Source organism: Natrinema gari JCM 14663, from assembly GCF_000337175.1.
GTDB classification, from domain to species: Archaea; Halobacteriota; Halobacteria; order Halobacteriales; family Natrialbaceae; genus Natrinema; species Natrinema gari.
In genome coordinates this window covers 25,502-44,711 of sequence record NZ_AOIJ01000062.1, presented here as the reverse complement: position 1 = coordinate 44,711, position 19,210 = coordinate 25,502, and the positions used below count along the sequence as shown (strand labels likewise).

17 protein-coding genes are annotated in these 19,210 nt (G+C 67.2%); 8 read left to right on the top strand and 9 right to left on the bottom strand.

Annotated elements, in window-relative coordinates; all coding sequences use genetic code 11:
• Positions 1-6: 6 nt before the first annotated feature.
• The 5 genes from C486_RS15555 to leuS form a co-directional block, all read right to left on the bottom strand.
• On the bottom strand, positions 7-666 hold the full coding sequence (locus C486_RS15555; protein ID WP_008457771.1) for a class I SAM-dependent methyltransferase: 660 nt from the start codon (positions 664-666) through the stop codon (positions 7-9).
• A gap of 22 nt (positions 667-688) precedes the next feature.
• Positions 689-1,588 (bottom strand): thiamine-phosphate synthase family protein, encoded by a 900-nt coding sequence (locus C486_RS15550; RefSeq protein ID WP_008457769.1) that lies wholly within the window; start codon positions 1,586-1,588, stop codon positions 689-691.
• A 138-nt stretch (positions 1,589-1,726) separates the two neighbouring features.
• Positions 1,727-2,332, bottom strand: coding sequence for a DUF420 domain-containing protein (locus tag C486_RS15545; protein WP_008457766.1), 606 nt, complete (start codon positions 2,330-2,332; stop codon positions 1,727-1,729).
• A gap of 160 nt (positions 2,333-2,492) precedes the next feature.
• Positions 2,493-2,786: a HalOD1 output domain-containing protein gene (locus tag C486_RS15540; RefSeq protein WP_049888390.1), complete on the bottom strand. Its 294-nt coding sequence runs from the start codon at positions 2,784-2,786 to the stop codon at positions 2,493-2,495.
• Between the two features lie 117 nt (positions 2,787-2,903).
• Positions 2,904-5,666: a leucine--tRNA ligase gene (leuS, locus tag C486_RS15535; RefSeq protein WP_008457763.1), complete on the bottom strand. Its 2,763-nt coding sequence runs from the start codon at positions 5,664-5,666 to the stop codon at positions 2,904-2,906.
• Positions 5,667-5,882: 216 nt separating this feature from the next.
• On the opposite strand from leuS, the gene C486_RS15530 reads away from it, so the two are divergent.
• Both C486_RS15530 and C486_RS15525 read left to right on the top strand, forming a co-directional pair.
• Positions 5,883-6,659, top strand: coding sequence for a hypothetical protein (locus tag C486_RS15530; RefSeq protein ID WP_008457761.1), 777 nt, complete (start codon positions 5,883-5,885; stop codon positions 6,657-6,659).
• Positions 6,660-6,776: 117 nt separating this feature from the next.
• Complete coding sequence (locus tag C486_RS15525; protein WP_008457759.1) at positions 6,777-7,751, top strand: SDR family oxidoreductase; 975 nt, start codon at positions 6,777-6,779, stop codon at positions 7,749-7,751.
• A 39-nt stretch (positions 7,752-7,790) separates the two neighbouring features.
• On the opposite strand, the gene C486_RS15520 is transcribed toward C486_RS15525, so the two are convergent.
• Entirely contained in the window at positions 7,791-8,252 is a 462-nt protein-coding gene (locus C486_RS15520) for an SPW repeat protein (RefSeq protein WP_008457758.1), read from the bottom strand.
• A gap of 324 nt (positions 8,253-8,576) precedes the next feature.
• On the opposite strand from C486_RS15520, the gene C486_RS20410 reads away from it, so the two are divergent.
• A complete protein-coding gene (locus tag C486_RS20410) occupies positions 8,577-8,828 on the top strand; it encodes a hypothetical protein (protein ID WP_083866042.1) in 252 nt (83 codons plus the stop codon).
• Between the two features lie 29 nt (positions 8,829-8,857).
• Positions 8,858-9,832, top strand: a complete 975-nt coding sequence (locus C486_RS15515; RefSeq protein WP_008457756.1) for a carboxypeptidase-like regulatory domain-containing protein — start codon at positions 8,858-8,860, stop codon at positions 9,830-9,832.
• A 505-nt stretch (positions 9,833-10,337) separates the two neighbouring features.
• Here the strand turns inward: C486_RS15515 and glmS are convergent.
• From glmS to C486_RS15505, 3 genes are all read right to left on the bottom strand, one after another.
• Positions 10,338-12,149: a glutamine--fructose-6-phosphate transaminase (isomerizing) gene (gene glmS / locus C486_RS15510; RefSeq protein WP_008457752.1), complete on the bottom strand. Its 1,812-nt coding sequence runs from the start codon at positions 12,147-12,149 to the stop codon at positions 10,338-10,340.
• Positions 12,149-12,292 carry a hypothetical protein gene (locus C486_RS21795; protein WP_008457750.1) on the bottom strand — a complete coding sequence of 48 codons (144 nt, stop codon included), beginning with the start codon at positions 12,290-12,292 and terminating at the stop codon, positions 12,149-12,151. The genes glmS and C486_RS21795 overlap by 1 nt, the downstream gene beginning before the upstream one ends.
• Positions 12,293-12,679: 387 nt before the next feature.
• Positions 12,680-13,327, bottom strand: coding sequence for a helix-turn-helix transcriptional regulator (locus tag C486_RS15505; protein ID WP_008457748.1), 648 nt, complete (start codon positions 13,325-13,327; stop codon positions 12,680-12,682).
• Positions 13,328-13,677: 350 nt separating this feature from the next.
• On the opposite strand from C486_RS15505, the gene C486_RS15500 reads away from it, so the two are divergent.
• The 4 genes from C486_RS15500 (at position 13,678) to C486_RS15485 (ending at position 19,200) form a co-directional block, all read left to right on the top strand.
• Positions 13,678-15,084 (top strand): nucleotide sugar dehydrogenase, encoded by a 1,407-nt coding sequence (locus C486_RS15500; RefSeq protein WP_008457746.1) that lies wholly within the window; start codon positions 13,678-13,680, stop codon positions 15,082-15,084.
• Positions 15,085-15,201: 117 nt separating this feature from the next.
• On the top strand, positions 15,202-16,272 hold the full coding sequence (locus C486_RS15495) for a DUF354 domain-containing protein (RefSeq protein WP_049910618.1): 1,071 nt from the start codon (positions 15,202-15,204) through the stop codon (positions 16,270-16,272).
• Positions 16,272-17,234, top strand: a complete 963-nt coding sequence (locus tag C486_RS15490; protein WP_008457743.1) for a glycosyltransferase — start codon at positions 16,272-16,274, stop codon at positions 17,232-17,234. Before C486_RS15495 ends, C486_RS15490 begins: the two co-directional genes overlap by 1 nt.
• On the top strand, positions 17,224-19,200 hold the full coding sequence (locus C486_RS15485; protein ID WP_008457742.1) for a hypothetical protein: 1,977 nt from the start codon (positions 17,224-17,226) through the stop codon (positions 19,198-19,200). The genes C486_RS15490 and C486_RS15485 overlap by 11 nt, the downstream gene beginning before the upstream one ends.
• Positions 19,201-19,210: the final 10 nt, after the last annotated feature.

Below are 19,210 nucleotides of genomic sequence, written 5' to 3'. Positions count from 1 at the left end.
GCCCGCTCAGAGATGTGTATAAGAGCCAGCCACACGCTCGCGGAGACGGGCGTGTGCGTGACTGATCTTCTTGTCGAGCCGGCGATGTGGATCGCTCTCGTAGCGGAGTTTCGTCGTCGGCGGCGTCGAGAGGACGACGATCGCCCGGAACACGGCGTTGACCGGCGGGGCGTACCACGTCCCGCTTCTGGCGGCGTTGGCGAGGACGACCGTCCCGTCGGGCCCGGCGAGGTCACACCAGTCGTCGACCGCGTCCGCCGGCTCCGCGAGCATGCCGACGACGAACGTCGCGAGGACAGCGTCGATATCGCCGGCGACCGTGTCCAGCACGCCGGCTCCGTCACGCCCGCCACCGACCGGTGGCTGCGTCGCGTCCTCCTGCAGGACGTGGACGTTGTCGTACGCCGCCGTCGCCGCACGCGCCCGCTCGAGGACGGGTCGCGTCACGTCGAGTCCGATCACGGTCCCCTCGGGTCCGACCCGCTCGCGGAGGACGGGGAGGTTCGCGCCCGTGCCACAGCCCATCTCGACGACCGTGTCGCCGGGCTCGAGGCGACAGGCGGCGGCCGCCCGATCCCGGAGGCGGGCGATACCCGGCGTTCGTCGCGCGATCAGATCGTAGAGGCGTGCCCAGCGACCGTAGAACTCCTGTGTTGACTCCGTCATTGGCTGTTGTCGCGTGCGCCGTTCAGACGAGCGACCGGAGCGTGTCCGCGACCGACTCCGCATCCGGGCCGAGGACGTAAATCAGCGGTTCGATTCCCATGCCGCCGGTCTGGTAGAGCACCGTCGCCTCGGGTTCGTTCTCGATCGCCGCGCCGACGCTCGAGGCGACGTCGCCGGATTCGTCGAACTCGGCGGCGACGTGGCCCTGCTCGGTCAGGGCATCGATCAGGCCCGGCTCGTACGTGACGTTGATCGCCGCCGAGACGTCCGCACCGTGGCGGCGAGCGGCCAACAGCACCCGCGCGACGTGCTCCGAGACGCCGAACTCGGGGTCCGCGGGGACCGTTGCGCGCCCCTTTACGTCGAAGATGCGGCCGGGCACGCCCGCGACGTCGTCGACGTCGTCCGCGTCGGGCGTACAGGCGACCAGGTTCGAGCCGACTGCAGGGATCAGGCTCGTAAACCCGCTTGCGGTCTCGAGGATGCCCAGCCCTCGCCGGAGCGACGAGAGCACCCGCTCGCTGGTCCGCAAGTCGCTTTCGGGGTCGTGGACGCGGAAACTCGCGCCGTGATCGGCGAGTTCCGGCACGGCCTCCTCGTGGAGTTGGGCGAGCAGGTCCCCGCCGGACTCGAGGTCGCGGATCAGGACCTCGATCTCGATGAGGGCTTGTACCGGCGAGATTTCGCCGGCGGCCAGTCCGGTGCCGAGCTCGTCGACGAGATCCAACACCCGATCGTCCGTAGCGATGCGGTCGTTGACCGTCACGTCGCCGTGGGCGTACTTCGAGACGGCGCTCTGGCTGATGCCGAGCACGTCGGCGACCTCGCTTTGCGTGAACCCTCGCTCTCGGAGATCGCCGGCGAGCAGCGAGCGGACGGTCGGAAGGAACTCGTCTACGACGATTTCTTCGACGAATTGCATTCGTTGCTCGACGGTACGGCGGGCGACGGGATAACTTGTGGGTCCCGCCCTCGAGCGGGGACCACCGGCGGGACGGCTCGTGCTCGCGGGCGATCGTAACGAAACGGGTGCGATGCGTTAGCGTCGGTATGCGACGCGTTAGACGGCGACGGGGAGGATCATCGACGCGAACTCGTAGGCGAAGACGTGGTTGAGCAGGACGTAGGTGACGACGCCGAGGAAGAGGCTCAGAATCCACGCGCCGGCGGCGATACGGCCCACTTTGGCGTGTGGCGTCTCCCGGAGTTCCGCGGGCGTGTGACTCAGCCCGAGGACTAGGGCATAGAGGACGACCGGGACCGAGACGATCGAGAGGATGATATGGATCGCCAGCATGACGAGATACGGGTAGTAGGCTATATCGGGGCCGACGAACTCCTTGGTTCCGCCACCGCCGACCTTGAGCAGGTAGACGACCAGAAAGCCGAGGATCAACACGAACCCGCTGACCATCGCCAGCCGGTGTTTCTCGACGTCGCCGGCGCGGATCCAGTACCAGCCGAGCAGCAAGACGGCCGTCGCGGTCGTGTTGATGACTGCGATCACGTGAGACAGCAGATTGACCTGTGCGTTCGTCAGGTCGGGATAGATCGGAACGTCCAGCAGAAACGTTCCGAGCACCAGCGCATACCCGACGATCGTCAGGAGGATCGTTGCGCCCACCGGTTGCTGCCGGAGTCGCCGTTTGGCGTCAGCGGTTGCCATTATCGGACGTTAGGAACACCGCCGTATCATGCTTGCTGTTCCGGGTGCGATCCGAGAGCGATCGCTCCGGCGCGTGATCGCGCCTGGTCGATCCCCGCCGAAGCGTTCGCCGCGGGAGAAACGGATCGCGAGCAGCCACGACCATCCGTCGAGGGGACCATCAGTCGTCCGAGTCAGTCGGCTCGCCGAGCGTTACCTGTCCGTCCTGATCGACGGTTACATCGTAGTTACAGAATGAAAACGAAACTGTTCCTCCGGGCCTGCTCGCGCCGTTAGAGCGGTCCGCGAAGAGTGCGTCCAGTGCCGCCGGATCGACGACGGCGTGGAGGGATTGGTAGTCCGGTGGCGAGATCGCCGCCGGCGAAACGCCTTCCGCCTCGGCGACCGCCTCGATCACTGCTTGGCTCGGTGCTCGTTGGGACGACGAGCCGACGCTACCGCCACCCTCCACCATCGTATTTGGGTCTACCGAAGCCGGTTGAATAAAACTGTCCTTCCCGAGTTCCCGGAGCCGCTCGAGCGGACCGCGCCCGCGCCGCCGATAGCGACCCATCGCCCCGGTCGGTGACCCCTAACTGATTCGAATCGCGGGTTTGCCGGGTCGGGCTTTGGCGGCCTGCGCGTCGTCGCCGGTGGCCCGTCGAACGGTGACGGCCGCATCGAACTCGTCGGTGATGAGCCAGGACGCGCGGTCGAGAATCGCCAGCTCGCGGTCCGCGCTTCGTCCCTCCTCGCCGTCCCCGCCGTCGCGTCCGACGAGTTCGCCCGCGAACGCCGCGACGCGAGCGGGGTCGGGGGCGGCGACCGAGTCGTCCGCCAGAACCGCGTCGACGACCGAGTCGACGGGGTCTGCCCCATCGTCACCGCTGGCGGTTCGACTCGCCAACTCGGCGGCCCGGTACTTCCAGTCGGGGGCGACGACCAGTTCGATCCGTTCGGGGTCGTCGATGTCGGCGACGCCGACGATGTCTCGAACGTCCTCGAGCGTCCGATCGACCAGGCGGCGCTCGAGCCGATACCGCGAGGCGTCGCGGTCGGGTTCGGGCCAGTCGGCCTCGACGGCGAGCCCGTCCCCGCGGAGTTTGTTCCAGAGTTCCTCGCCGAGGTGGGGTGCCATCGGGGCGATCAGCGCGGCCAGAGTCAGCAGGCCGCGCCGGTAGACGTCGCCGTGCGGGCGGTCGTACTCGCGGTAGCGCCGGAGCAGCCGCGCCAGTTCCCGAATCTCGGTTGCGGCGCGGTGGAACCGGTACCGGTCGTACTCCGCCGTGACCGCGGCGATGGTTCGGTCGATCTCCCGGGCGACGTACTCGTCGTGGTCCCGTCGCTCGACGCGGGCATCGCCTTCCTCGACGAAGGCGGTCGCCATCCGGTAGAGGGTCTGCTGGAGTTCGTAGGCTCCGCGGACGTTGTTGGCGGTCCACTCGAAGTCCTGTTCGGGATGCGCCGCCGAGAGCACGAACAGGCGCGTCGTCTCCGCGCCGTACTCCTCGGGGGTGACGACGTTGCCCTTCGAACTGGACATCTTCTCGCCGTCGTACAGCACCGTCCCCTGGCTCATGAGCTCGCGGATCGGCTCCCGGCGCTCGAGGAGGTCGAGATCGGCAAGCGCCTTCGTGAAGAAGCGGGTGTACAGCAGATGCAGGATGGCGTGCTCGTCGCCACCGACGTAGAGATCGATCGGGAGCCAGTCGTTCGCGACATCGGTATCGAACGGCGCGTCCGCGAGAGCCGGCGAGAGAAAACGCAGGTAGTACCACGAGGAATCGACGAACGTGTCCATCGTGTCCGTTTCGCGCCGGGCGGGTCCGCCACAGTCCGGACAGGTCGTCTCGGTCCATTCCTCGGCCGCGTCCAGCGGGTTCCCCGTCGTCCGGACGAACGCCGGGAGCTCGACCGGGAGGTGCTCGTCCGACACCGGAACGCGTCCGCACTCGTCACAGTGGACCATCGGGATCGGCGTCCCCCAATAGCGCTGGCGGGAGATCAGCCAGTCCCGGAGCCGATAGGTGACATCGTTCGCGAGCGCGTCGTGGTCCGCGACGATCCGCTCGCCGGCCACCCCGCTCTCGAGGCCGTCGTACTCGCCGCTGTGCTCGAGGACGCCATCACCGGTGTACGGGCCGCCTTCGTCGGTTTCGGTCCCGCTACCGCCGTTGTCGTCCGCGTCGGGAACGATCACGCGCTCGATCGGCAGGTCGTGCTCGCGCGCAAACGAGTGGTCGCGCTCGTTGTGGCCGGGAACGCCCATCACGGCACCGGTACCGACGTCCTCGAGGACGTAGCCGGCGACGTAGACCGGGAGTTCCGCACCGGTCAGCGGGTGGACCGCGGTGGCGTCAGTCTCGATACCGGAAAACCCGACTCGGCCAGGGTCCTGCTCGCGAACGGTCGCGATGTACTCGGCGACGGCGTCGTCGTCCTCGGCCAGGGTGCGAGCGAGGTCGTGCCCCGGCGAGACGGCGAGATAGGTCGCGCCGTAGATCGTCTCTGGACGGGTGCTGAACACGTCGACGGTTCGGTCGTCGTCACCGTCGCCGTTCCCGTCAGCGCCGCTGTAACCGGCCACGTCGAACGTGATCCGTGTCCCTTCCTGCCGGCCGATCCAGTTGCGCTGGATCTCACGGACGCCCTCGGGCCAGCCCTCGAGATCGGCGAGTCCCGCGTGGAGTTCCTCGGCGTAGTCGGTGATCGTGAAGAACCACTGATCGAGTTCCCGTCGCCCGACCGGGGTCTCACACCGCCAGCAGACGCGATCGCCGTGGCCGCTCGCGGCGTCGCCGGGTCCCTGCTCCGCGGCCTCACCGTGTTCGGCCTCGCGCTCGACGACTTGCGCGTCGGCCAGTACCGTCTCGCAGTCGGGACACCAGTTGACCGTCGCCGCCTCGTATTCGACGAGTCCCGCCTCGTAGAGGCGCTTGAACAGCCACTGATTCCACCGGTAGTACTCGGGCTCGCAGGTCGTAATCTCCCGTGACCAGTCGTAGCCAAAGCCCATTGTCTCGAGTTCCTCGCGCATGCGCCGGATACACGCCTGGGTCCAGGACTCGGGGTCAGTCCCGCGGTCGAACGCCGCGTTTTCGGCGGGGAGGCCGAACGCGTCCCATCCCATCGGATGAAGAACGTCGTCGCCACGCATGCGACGATAGCGCGAGTAAGCGTCGGTGATCGCGTAGTTGCGGACGTGCCCCATGTGGAGCGTGCCCGACGTGTAGGGAAACATGCCGAGGACGTAGGTCGGGTCCGTGGCGTCGGCATCGAGCGCGTAGACGTCGTCGCGCTCCCAGACGTATTGCCAAAACTCCTGTACCTGCGCGTGATCGTAATGACTCGTCATTGTCGGCGGTGTCCGTTGTTCCCACTGGACGGGCCGACTATATCATTGTTCGGCCGCCCACGGCCTTCGTCCTGTGCCGCGACCGACGCCGTTTCTCGAGTCCGAAGCGAGCCGATACGAACGGAAATGATCGCGTATCAGCCGACACCCGTCGGTTCGCTCCGCTGTGGGCCGAGAGTAACAAAGCGGGCGGACCGTCTACAGTCGAGGCGTCGAATGTCACGCCTTCGAGACGATCTCCCATCGGCGTTCGCGTTGCTGGTTCCCATCGTGGCCGTCCTGCTCACGTTCGGCGTCCTGACGGTAGTCGTCGCCCCGGATCTGCGGGCGGACGAGACGAATTCGTCTGCCACTGCAGTGGAGCACGACGACGCGTCGGCCGCCGAGTCAACCGCGCCGACCGACGACCGTGACGACGCGGTCGTCCCCGAACCCGAGCCCGACTCGAGTCCGGACGGGGACGACGGCAGTGCGACGGAACCGCCAGGCGACCCGGTGCCGCCGACCGATTCCGACCCGTCGGTCGCCGACCCCGACGGAGACGACGACCCGGCGGACGATGCCGCCCGACCGTCACCGGGCGGTCCCGCCGAGCCGGCCGACCCCGCGACTCCCGATGAACCACCCAAACCGGACGACGTGGACGAAGCAACTGATCCGGATACCCCCTCTGAACCGGACGAACCCACTGATTCGGACGAACCAATCGAACCGGACGAGTCCGACGACGCGGACGACGACTTCGATGGCGGTTTCGAGCGGACGCTCGAGGACGCCGGGCTGATCGACGATGCGGACGACTCGGCGGCGAACGACCGTGATCCGTCGGCAGATGACGAGCGGGAGCCGTCGACCGGCATCGAACGGGGGCTGCCGGAAGACGACGAACTGGGGCTCCCGGACGTGCCGCGGGGACCGCCGGACGGTCTCGAACGGGGATCACCGGCGGATCCACGAAGTCCGTCGGACCCCGTTGCTCCGTTCGAGGACTGACGGTTCCGTTCCCCCCTTCGGGGATCGACGACCGCTCTCGGAGCCGTCGATAGCCATGACAGTCCTCGAGTCCGGGATCTGGGGACTGCCTTCTACGATGCCATCGTAGAACGGCGCATGGCGACGACCGCACTCGTGACCGGCTGTTCGTCGGGCATCGGCTACGAAACGGCGCGCGCACTGCTCGCGGCGGGATGGCGGGTCTATGCGACCGCTCGTGATCGCGATCGGGACGGCCTCGAGCGACTGGCCGACCGCGGGGCCGACATCGCGGCACTGGATCTGACCGCCCCCGACGATATCGACCGCGTCGTCAAGCGCGTCCGCGACGAAGCCGGCGGCGTCGAGTGCCTCGTCAACAACGCCGGCTACGGGCAGTTCGGCCCGGTCGAAGACGTGCCCACGAGGCTGCTCGAGCGCCAGTTTGCCGTCCACTGTTTCGGGCCGCACCGACTGATTCGGGCGGTGCTTCCGGGGATGCGCGACCGCGGCGGTGGCCGCATTATCACCGTCACCAGCGCTGCGGATCGGCTCGCGCTCGCCGGGATCGGTGCCTATACCGCCTCCAAGTGGGCGATGGCGAGTCTGAGCGACGCGCTGCGACAGGAGCTGACCGGCTCCGGGATCGATGTCGTCGTCGTGCAACCGGGTATCGTGCGGACGCCGTTCTACGACCGCGCCGTGACGGCGGTCGATGACGCGGCCGCGGCCGCTCGACCGGTCGACGGCGCGGCGGCGATGGAGACGGACCGGCAAGAGTCGAGCAGGAACGTAACCGTCGTCAGCCCCGCGGGGTACGCCGATCTCTACCGCATCCTCCGGCGACTCCGCGCCGTCGAAGGTGGCGGTCCGTTGATCAACGATCCCGACCGGGTCGCCGCGACGATTCGGGAGGCCGCGACCGTTCCGAACCCCGACACGCACTATCGCGTCGGCCCGGTCCCCGTCCTCGGATCGCTATACGGTACGCTCGTTCCGGGCGCAATACGGGATCGGCTCACCACGCTCGGGATTCGACTGGCTGCGAGCGAGCCCGTGCTCGACCTGCTCGAGCGGCACGCGGCGGACGCACCGCCCGATCGATACCCCTGATCGCGGCGAACGGCGACGAAAAAAGCCGCGTCCCGGTCGTTATCGCGTCCCGGCGGCCGTTCCGCGCGGGACGCCGCGACCGGCAGCGTAGGCGATGTACGCCGACAGCGCCGCGGCGACGAGTCCCGAGACGATGTTGCTCCAGGCCAGGCCCGCACTGGCGACCTCGAGGCCGCCGATCGCGAACTGCCCACCGATCGCGAAGTGGGAGACGACCATCCACAGCGCGAGCAGGGCGACGAGCGACATCACGCCGGTACTGGTCGGGTGGGCGGTGATGATCCGGTAGTAGTTGTACCCCGCCAGGAGGAAGATCGCACCCCCGACCAGCAGGTTGTTCCACAGCATGGACTGGGCCGGGCCGTAGACGAACGGTGACGCGGCCAGCCACAGGCCGATCAGCGAGACGAAGCCGCTCAGCCACTTCTGGCTGTCCGGCTCACCTTGGTCGCGGGTGTGCGATTCGCCGGCCGCCGGGTCGTTTGTCGTGGATTCGCTCATGGGCTCTCAACCGGGACTCCGACAGGAACACTGAAAAAGCGCGCCGACCGTTCACGCTCCACGCTCGAAATCCGTCCGGAGATTCCGTGTTCGGCGATCGGTCAACGAGCCGTGAGAGCGGCCAAAACCGCCGTTACGACTCGCCAATCGGCGACTTGTGCTCCCCCGCCGGACTGGGTAATACGGGATTACTGGCCGCTCGATCGCACAGCCGAGTGCTAGTGACGGTATCGCCACCACAGTCCGCCGTCGAAGACGGTTTGCGGTAGTGAAACGGTTTTATCGTCCGTATAGTGAACCCTCGAACCGGGGAAGCGTCGCGTAATGAATTCACTCGGACGTGACCGATCGAACTCCCGGGCGACTGGCCGCCGTCGGCAGGTGAGCCGCCAGCACTCCGGGGCACGGGACCCGACTCGAGGCGCGTCGGACGACGCGGCGGCTACACCAGTAACGTCCGAGACGGAAAGCGTTCCGACCGGCACCCGCGCGAGCGCTGGCCGACCGAAAGCGGACGTGTCCGATGGAGAGTGGAACGCGTCGGTCGCGGACGGAGACGGGACGGTGCGCGCGTAACAACTGATCACGACTCACAAGTGTCACGTATGCGTCGCAATGTCCAACGACAGCGAACGGAGACCAGATCGATTCGGAGCAGCGTCCAGATTCTGCTCACCGTCAGTGGCATCGTGTTCCTGCTGGCCGGGTTAGTACTCGCTGCGAGCGGTGCGTCCGTCAGTAGCGCCGTCGGATCGGTCACTGACCGATTCGACGACTCGCAGCAGCCGGCCGACGACGACATCGAGTCGTCGGATGACAGCGCTGCGGACGCCGGCAGCGGGAACGAAACCGACGAAACCAGCGGCGAGAACGACGAGAGCGAGGACGGGACCGCTGCTGACGGCGGAGGCGACAACGGTGGCAGCGACGGGAGCACCGACAGCGGCGACGGCGAGACGGACGGGGATCGCAGCGACGGCAATACCGATGACAGCGGGACGGACGGCGGTAGCGACGGCACCAGCGGTGACGGCGATGACGGACCGCACACGGTGACCGTGACCGTGGAAGATCGGGCCGGGAACGCGATTGCCGGAGCCAACGTCAGTCACAATGGGACCGTCGGCGCTGGACGAACGACCGACGAAAACGGCGAGGTCGCCTGGAAGGTCGAGAACGGCACCTACACCGTGTCCGCGAACGCGGACGGGTACCTGTCCGCGGAAGACAGCGTCGACATCGACGGCGGCAACGCGTCGCTCACGCTGACGCTCGAGGCGGAACGCGACGGGTCGGGAACTGACGACTCGAGCGACGACGGGAGCACGGTGACGTTCGCCGTGGAAGACGGGAGCGGCGAACCGCTCGACAACGCGACCGTTGCGCTCGAGCGGGAACCGCTGAGTCTGCAAGGCAAAGAGCGCAAGCCCGTCGATCGGAACGGCGAGGTCGACTTCGAGCGCGAGGACGGCGAGTACACGTTTACCGTGATCGGAGACGGGACCGAGTCGGACGAGCGGACCGTCGATGTCGATGGCGACACGAGACGGCGCGTGACAGTGGCGACGACCGACGGCTAGGGACTGGTCGGTCGCCGGTATGCTGTCGCGGTGTGTCGCTCGTTGGTATCAGTGCGGACTTCTGGCCCTTCCGTCGGCGTCACCGACCGCCTCGAGCACCGCGTGATGTCGGCTCGTTGCCGTGCCGACGGCACCGCCGCCTCGAGCCCTGTTCGGCAGCCGCTTACTGTCCTCTTGGTGAGTGCGTTCGCTGCACGGCGACCGCAGGACCAACGTGCGGGCGTCGCCACCGAGCGCGCGGCTCCGTCCCGTGGAATCGTCCATCGTCGACTGTCCGGCCGCGGTCACGACAACCGACACTCCCGATTCCTCGAAGCGAGAGCCCTCCGATCGCTCGAGCGGTGTGGCATCGTGTCCGCGCGGCGTGGGCTGCGGCCTCGGTTCGACAGAGCAACGGCAGCGCTCGGGGGTCGGCCGTCATGATCGCTCACGGGATCGGCTCGAGAATCGACGGTCCGCTTTCGAACTGACGCATCAAAAAGGCGTTATTCGGCGAACGGGACGGTCATTCGACCGTGACGCTCTTCGCGAGGTTGCGCGGTTTATCGATCGGGCGCTCGAGTTGCGTCGCGGCGTGGTAGGAGAGCAACTGGAGCTGGACGTTCGCGAGCAACCCCACCCAGACGGGATGGGTGTTGGGGACCGGCAGGTGCGCATCGGCGATGTCGACGAGGGGCTGCTCGTCCGGACCGACAGCGACGATCGGCGCACCGCGAGACTGGGCCTCGATCGCGTTCGTCTTCGTCTTCTCGTCGTCGTCGCCGCCGGTCACGACCGCGAACACGGGCGTGTCCTCGGTCACGAGCGCGAGCGGTCCGTGTTTCAGTTCTCCGGCGGCGAATCCTTCGGCGTGCTCGTAGGTGATCTCCTTGAACTTCAACGCGCCCTCGAGCGCCACCGAGTGCCCGAGTCCGTGCCCGATGAAGAAGTACGAGTCACTGTCGAACAGGTCCCGTGCGAGGGGTTCCGCCCGTTCCCTTTCGAGGACGGTCTCGACGTGCGCTGGAAGGGCTTCGAGCGCCTCGAGCATGGCCGCTCGGTCCGCGACGGGTGTCGCGTCCGGAACGTCGCCGGCGATGCGCTGGCTGAGCAGGGCGAGCGTGACCGCCTGCGAGGAGTAGGTCTTCGTCGCCGCGACGCCGACTTCCGGGCCGGCGCGGATGTAAACGGCGTCGTCGGCTTCGCGTGCGGCGGTCGAGCCGACCACGTTAGTGACGGCGAGTGTCCGCGCGCCACGGGCGGCTCCGTTCCGGACCGCGTCGAGGGTATCGGCGGTTTCGCCGCTCTGCGTGACCGCGACGACGAGCGTGGTCTCGTCGACCGGTCCGGCCGTCGATTCGTACTCGCTCGCGCGGAGGACATCGGCCCGTACGCCCGCCTCCCGCACTAACTGCCCGCCGTACATCGCCGCGTGATACGACGTCCCGCAGGCGACGAACTGGACGGACTCGATCCCGTCGAACGAGCCGGGCGGGAGGTCCTCGAAGGCGACGTCCCCACCATCGATCCGCCCCTCGATCGTGTTCGAGAGGGCCGTCGGCTGCGTCTCGATCTCCTTGCGCATGTAGTGGTCGTACTCGCCTTTCCCTGCATCGTCCGGGTCCCAGTCGACGGTGTCGACGGCTCGCTCGATCCGTGTGCCGTCGAGATCGGTGATTCGGTAGGCGTCCGGCTCGAGAACGACGAGGTCGCCGTCCTCGAGATAGATCACGTCGTCAGTGTGATCGAGGAACGCCGGCACGTCGCTGGCGAGATACCACTCCTCGTCGTCGAGACCGAGGACGAGCGGGGAGCCCTTTCGCGCCGCGTAGACGCGCTCCTCGCCGTCGACGATCGCAGCGATCGCGTAACTCCCCTCGAGCGTGTCGACGGCCTTGCGGACCGCCCGCTCGGTGTCGTCGGTCGACTGCAGGTACTCGTCGATAAGGTGCGGGATGACCTCCGTATCGGTCTCGCTCTCGAACTCGTGGCCCGTCGCGGCGAGATCCGCCCTGAGTTCGTCGTAGTTGTCGATGACGCCGTTGTGGACGACCGCCACGTCACCCGCCGTGTCCGTATGCGGATGGGCGTTCTCGTCGGTCGGTGGGCCATGGGTGCTCCAGCGGGTGTGACCGATCCCCATGTTCCCGTGGGGACGGCCGTCGAGCGACGACTTGAGGTCGGACACTTCGCCGGACGTCTTGTGAACCGTGACGCCGGACCCGTTCTGGACCGCGATCCCCGCCGAGTCGTAGCCGCGGTACTCGAGGTTCTCGAGGCCCGAGAGAAGCGTCTCCGCCGCGCTGCCGCGGCCGATGCGCGCGATAATACCGCACATCAGCGCAGCACCTCCCGAGCAGCGGCCGTCGACCGCGATGGCCCACCGACCGTGGGGCAGCCGAGGTCGCTGCCGATGGTCGTCTCGGTCGTTTCGAGCCGGTTCGAGACCGCTGCCTGAACTGCAGTACTGGTTCGTGTCATTGGTAGCTCGACCTCGGCCGACGGTCCTGTCGACGGCCGAGGCTTCACTCCAAGGACGTGTGACAGGGGCCATTACTATAGCACGAATAAGGCGGTACTGCGAATACGACGGTCGCTACCGGCCGTATAATCCTCCGTTCGACCCTCGAAACCCCCTTTCCGATGCGACGGGGCGGGACGACTGGCGGCGATCGATTGCCCCGCGTCGGGACGATACCGGTGCCCGCCGTGGCCGTCCCCTGTTTCTTTCCCGTCGCCCGACGGTCGGCTCGAGACGGGCCATCGTCGGGGGTACTCCTCGCCGACGAGAACTGCGATGGACGCGAGCGATGTGGCGGTGGGAAAAAAAGCGATGTGACTGGTGGGTGAACGGCAGTCGGATCGTGCCTACTGAGCGGGGGTCTCGACTTCGTCCGTCGCCTGCTCTCGAGTCGCCGGTCGATCGGCCAGCGTGATGACGTTCTCCCGCCCGACCGAGCGTTTCTCGATCGTGCCGTCGGCGTGCATTCGCGAGCAGATCCGGCTCACTTTCGACTTCGACCAGCCGGTCCGCTCGGTAATTCGATGCTGGCGAATCCGACCGTGATTCGCGATGAGGAGTCGAACCACCTCACCCTCGTCGCTCAGGAGCCGCGATGGCGTTTCCGGCGAGAGATACGACTCGTACCCGCGGTGGGTGTCGTTCGGTGGCTGCTCGGAGTCGTCTCGGTCGCCGACCGCGTCCGCCATCAGCGGCAGCGACGACGCGTCGATATCGCGATCCGAGAGCGCGGCGGCCAGCCGGAGCCCGACGAGTCCGCTGATCAGCAGGAACAGCGCCGCGATCAGGGCGGACTCCCAGAACGACGTCACGCGAAACAGTTGTATCCAGGACAACGTTCCGCCGGACCGATCGCCGAGCCGCGGAACGACCGTTCTCGATGCCATCACGTGCACGTCGTGCTGCTGTGTCGGAGCCGGGCCCGGATCGGCCGAGACGGTGCTCCGCATCGATGCGAGCCGGGCGCTGACTCCGAGCTGGGGCGTGGACACCATGATTCCCGTCTGCTGCAGTCGGTACGCGATCGAGTCACGAGCGTCGCGATGTCGCCGACCGCATCGGGGATGCGATCCACGCCACCTTCATTATAGAGCAGTACAGGTGGGGTTAACAACGTTCTAAGCGCTCGGTCGGCCGTCCACCCTTGGACCGCCGACGCCGCCAGCGGCGCGTCCGCCGGCCACGAGCCGCTCGGTGACGCTCCCGTACTCGTTTATTCGCGGTATAGTAAACCACCGCCACCGACTCGTCGGTTCCACGGGACGCCCCGCCGATCGCGGGTGCACCGATCCCGAAGTGATCGTTGCACGCGGTTGTGTGACGGGGCAGCGACACCGCATCACCCATGACCACGATACTCAGCGACACGGAGACGCGAACCGACGATCGGGAGAGCGACCAGGACACACGACAATCGAGCCCCGACGGCGGCGGCACTGCCCTCGAGCACTCGAGAACACAGTCGACGAATGCAGCGACGATCTGCGTCGTCGGATTGGGATACGTCGGGCTCCCGCTCGCAGTCGGGTTCGCCCGGTCGAACTACCGCGTCATCGGCTACGACGTCGACGACGTGACGGTGAGTCGACTGCAGGAGGGGATCGACACGACCGGTGACCTCTCCGACGACGCGATCCAGGACGGCGACATCTCGTATACGACCGACGCGACCGATATCGGCGCGGCGGACTACGTCATCATCGCCGTTCCCACGCCGATCGACGACGACGATCGGCCGGACCTCGGCTACGTCGAGAGCGCGGCAACCACCGTCGGATCGAAGATGGGCCCGGGTACGACGGTCGTCCTCGAGTCGACGGTCTACCCGGGCACGACGCGCGAAACACTCGTCCCGGCGCTCGAGGACGCGTCCGGACTGACCGCGGGCACGGACTTCTTCGTCGGGTACTCCCCGGAACGCGCCACGCCGGGCGACGCCGACCACGGCCTCGAAGACGTCGTCAAAGTCGTCAGCGCGCAGACAGAGACGGTGCTCGAAGACGTGGCGACGTTGTACGAGTCGATCGTCGACGCGGGCGTCCATCGCGCGCCGTCGATCGAGGTCGCCGAGGCCTGCAAGGTCGTCGAGAACGCCCAGCGGGACCTCAACATCGCGTTCGTCAACGAACTCACGATGGCGCTCGACACCATGGACATCGACGGCCGAGCCGTCCTCGAGGCCGCGGGCACGAAGTGGAACTTCCACGAGTACCGTCCGGGGCTGGTCGGCGGCCACTGCATTCCGGTCGATCCGTACTTCTTCGCGTACCGGTCGGCCCAGGAGGGGTTCGACCCGGAACTCATGCAAACGGGCCGGCAGGTCAACGAGTCGGTCCCCGACCACGTCGCCGAGTTGACGATCAAGGCGCTCAACCAGTGTCACAAGACGCTCCGCGAGAGTCGCGTCCTGGTGCTGGGGCTGGCGTACAAACCGGACGTCGGCGACATTCGAAGTTCGAAGATCGGCACCGTCATCGACGAACTGCAGGAGTACGACATCGACGTTGCGGGGTTCGACCCGTTCGCGGACGACGAGGCGGCCCGAGAGTCGTTCGGCATCGAGATCCAGGATCGACTCTCGTTCGAGGGCTTCGACGCCGTCGTGCTCGCGACGCCCCACGAGGAGTTCGACCATCTCGATCTCGGGACGGTCGCGGACGACCTCGCCGACGAGCCCGCCCTGATCGATGTGACCGGCGCGGTCGACGAAGATGTCGCCGCCGACGCGGGACTCGCCTACCGGAGGTTGTGACGCGATGCGAGCCCAGCGACGCGTCTTCGACGGATCAGTGGCCCGGGCGGCACGTCGACCGCCGTCGACGGCGACTGCCGTCTCGAGCCGCCGGCCTGTCGCGGAGGTGGGTCGCCGATGCGGGTGATGATAACGATCCAGCACCCCGGCCACGTCCACTTCTTCCGACACCCGATCGCGGAACTGAACGCGCGAGGCCACGACGTTCACGTCTTCGCTCGCGAGAGCGGCGTCGCCGTTCGGCTCCTCGAGGCGTACGACATCGACCACGAGGTCGTGGCCGGCGACGCCGACTCGCTGGCCTCCCTGGCGGCGGTGCAGGCGACGTACGAGTTCCGACTGCTACGGCGAGCGCAGCGGCTCGATCCCGACGTGATTACCGCGATCGGCGGCGTCGCCGCCGCTCACGTCGCGTCGCTTACGGGGGCGACGAGTCTCGTCTTCTACGACACCGAGCACGCGACCCTCATCACGACCCTCGGCTACCCGTTCGCGGACGTGATCGCTACGCCGGCGTGTTATCGGGACGAGATCGGCTCGAAACAGGTGACGTACCCGGGCTATCACGAACTCGCCTATCTCCATCCCGAGCGGTTCACCCCCGATCCAACGGTGCTCGAGGAGGTCGGGCTCGCCCCAGACGCACGGGTCGCCGTCGTCCGACTCAGCAGTTGGGACGCCTCCCACGACGTCGGCCACGGCGGCTTCGACGACCCTCAGGAGATCGTCGACCGGCTCGAGGATGCGGGTCTGCAGGTCCTGCTCACGGCGGAGGGAGAACTCCCGCCCCCCCTCGAATCGTACCGGTTCGAGACCTCGCCGACCCGGCTGCACGACCTGCTCGCGGCCGCCGATGTCGTCCTGAGCGAGGGGGCGACGACCGCAGCGGAAGCCGCCGTGCTCGGCACGCCCGCGGTCTACGTGAACCCGCTTTCGCTCGGCTACACGACGGAACTCGAGGCGGAATACGGCCTGTTGTTCGAATACGACGGCGATGCGAGACACGCGCGCGGGCTCGAGAAAGCCGTCTCGGTCGTCGAGGAACCCGCCGAGACGTGGACGCGGCGTCGCGAGCGCCTGCTCGCCGAGCGGATCGATGTCACGGACTACGTCGTCCGGCAACTCGAGACGCTCGCGCAGCCGCGTCCCGCGGGCCGATCGACGCCGACAGCCGATCGAGGGCACTGATGAAGGTACTCCAACTGGTCACGTCGCCGCGGCCCTTTTTCGACCAGCAGGTGGCCGCTCTCGAGGCTCGCGGCGTCGACTGTACGGTCCTCGAAGTCCCCGGCGAACACAGCGGCGCGTCGGGCCGGTCGGCGGTGGAGTACGCCCGCTTGTATTCGACCCTCCTCTCGGAGGTCCGCTCGACGGCGTACGACCTGGTGCACGCGAACTACGGGCTCGTCGCCCCGTTCGCGTTTGCCCAGCCGACGCGACCGGTCGTCGTGACGCTGTGGGGAACCGATCTCATGGGCGAGCGGTCGTGGCTCCGATCGATCAGTCGCCACAGCGCCCGCCGGTCGGACGCCGCGATCGTCCCGAGCCGAACCATGGCACGCGAACTCGCGACCGACCACCGACTGATCCCGTTCGGCGTCGACACCGATCTGTTCCGACCGATGGCTCGAGCACGCGCGCGCGAGTACATCGGCTGGGAAACCGACCGCCCGGTCGCACTCTTCCCGTACGACCGGACCCGATCGGTCAAGGACTTTTCACGCGCTCGCCGGCTCGTCGAACGTGCGGACGTCGATGTCGACCTCCGAACCGTCTCCGGCGTCGCTCACGAGACGATGCCCTACTTCATGAACGCGAGCGACGTCCTGCTGGTCACGTCGACACGCGAGAGCGGCCCGATGGTCGTCAAGGAAGCCGCCGCGTGTAACCTGCCGGTCGTCTCGACGGATGTCGGCTTCGTCCGCGAGACGGTCCACGGCGTGACCAACTGCGTCGTCAGCGACCACGACGGGGCGCTCCTCGGCGGCCTCGAGCGGGCCGTCGAAAACGGGGGTCGCTCCGACGGCCGCGATTCGGTCGACGGACTCGCCGTCGAGTCCCTCGGGGAACGCCTCCACGGACTGTACTGCGAGCTAGTGGGCCGAGAGGAAGCGTTCGGGAATCCGACGGGGGTCAGCAATGACGTATAGCTCGCTGTCGGAGCTGCGACCGCTGCGTCTCGACACCGTCGCGGCGATCGGCGGCGTCCTGCTCGCGGCGGTGCTATTTCCGTTGCGGTTTCTCACGTCACAGATTTACCTCGATACCGTTCCAGTACTCCTCGGCACCGCGTGTACGTTGTATCTCCTCTCCCTGTATCAGCGGGACGACTCCGGGGCGTTCCCGACCCTGCCGTCGGCGGTATCGATGGCACTCCCGAGTGCCGTCCTGGTCGGGCTCGCGGGGCTCATACTGCTGCCCGTCGTTCAGGGGGCGCGAACGCACCTCTTCTTCGGACTGGCGAGCGTCGTCGGGACGCTAATCATCGGCCAGATCGTCTTCGCGAGCGATCGCGACCTCAATCCCGGCCTGTTGCTCCTCCAGATCGTCTGCTTCGCGTTCATCTTCCGGTTTACCGCGCTGTACGCGACGCCGGGATATATCGGGATCGACATCTGGACCCACCACGAGTTCATCGACGCGATTCTCGCGGACCAGTCCCTCGGCGCGATCTCCCACGACAAACACTACGGGTCGCCGTTTTACCACCTGTTGGTCGCCGCGTCGTCGCTGCTGTACGACGTTCCGATTCGCGCCGCGCTGTACCTCTCCGTGGGCCTCGTGATGCCGCTCTCGGTCCTGCTCGTCTACGCGACCACGAACCTGCTCGTCTCGCCGCGATGGGCGGTGCTGGCAACGGCGCTGTACGCCTTCGCGAGCCACGTCGCGAGATGGGGGATGCACCTCATCCCCACGAGTCTGGGGCTCGTCTTCTTCCTCGCGATGTTGTACGCGTTACTCCGAGTGATGCGGATCGAGTACACGATCCGGGACTTCTCGCTGCTCCTGCTGTCGAGCGTCGCGGTTATTCTCACCCATCAGGTGTCGACGTTCATCATGCTCGTCCTGTTGCTCGCGGCGTTTCTCGCACAGCTCGTGTTCGTGGTCGGCCCGCTCGGGCTCACACGCCTCGACGCGAGCGTCTTCCGGACGAAAAAGCCGGTCAACCTCGTCGGGCTCGTCGTGTTCAACCTCGGCCTGACGATCTTCGTCTGGTCGCTGACGCCGTATCGACAGGACTCGTTCCTGGCGACGGTCCTGAGTTACTTCACGCAGACGCTCGAGGAGAGCGCCGGCTTCCTCAATACCGCGGGCGACTCGTCCGACGGGGCCAAAGCGGCGGCGGAGGCCGCGCCAACGCTGATGGAACGGCTCGTCCCCTACGTGGACAACCTCGGGTTCCTGCTCCTGCTCGGTGCCACGTTCGTGGGCTGTCTGTACGTCGTCCACAGGCGACGCGCCGAACAGTCGGTGTTCACCCTCCTGCTGGCGGCGGCGTTCATGCTGGTGTTCATCCTCGGGCTGCCGATGTTCGGCATTCGGAGCTTCATTCCGACGCGCTGGTTCGCGTTCCTCTACGCCCCGATGGCCGTCCTCGGGGCGATCGGCGTGCGGACGCTGCGGGGGAACATGACGCCGGCGCTGGTCGCCGCCGTGTTGCTCGTCATCGTACTCGTCTATCCGGGCGCGATGGTCCTCGCCGCCGAGAGCAACGCGGAAAACCCGGTCTTCTCGAGCCAGCACGAGCGCCTCGCATACGATGAATCGGAGCTCGCCGCCGCCGAGTCGATCGGCGAGCTGACCGGGTCGCCCCAGGGTGCGGAAATCCGCCCCGATCAGCAACTCCACACCGATCATCCGTATCAAACCCTGTTCAGTCGGACCGGCGCGTATCCGTCGACGACGACGGCCACGGTTCCAGAGGACGGCGTCGCGGACCACGATTACACGGTCTATCGATCGGCTCAGTCGACCGAGGCGACGTACGTTACGGACGGCGACGGGAACACGCGGATCGCACAGCTCTCTCGAGGCCAACTCTGTCGCCCGGACCAGGCCACGGTCTACACGAACGGGGATGTGACGATGTGTACGCCCTCGCCCGCGAGTAATTGATCGGCCGTCG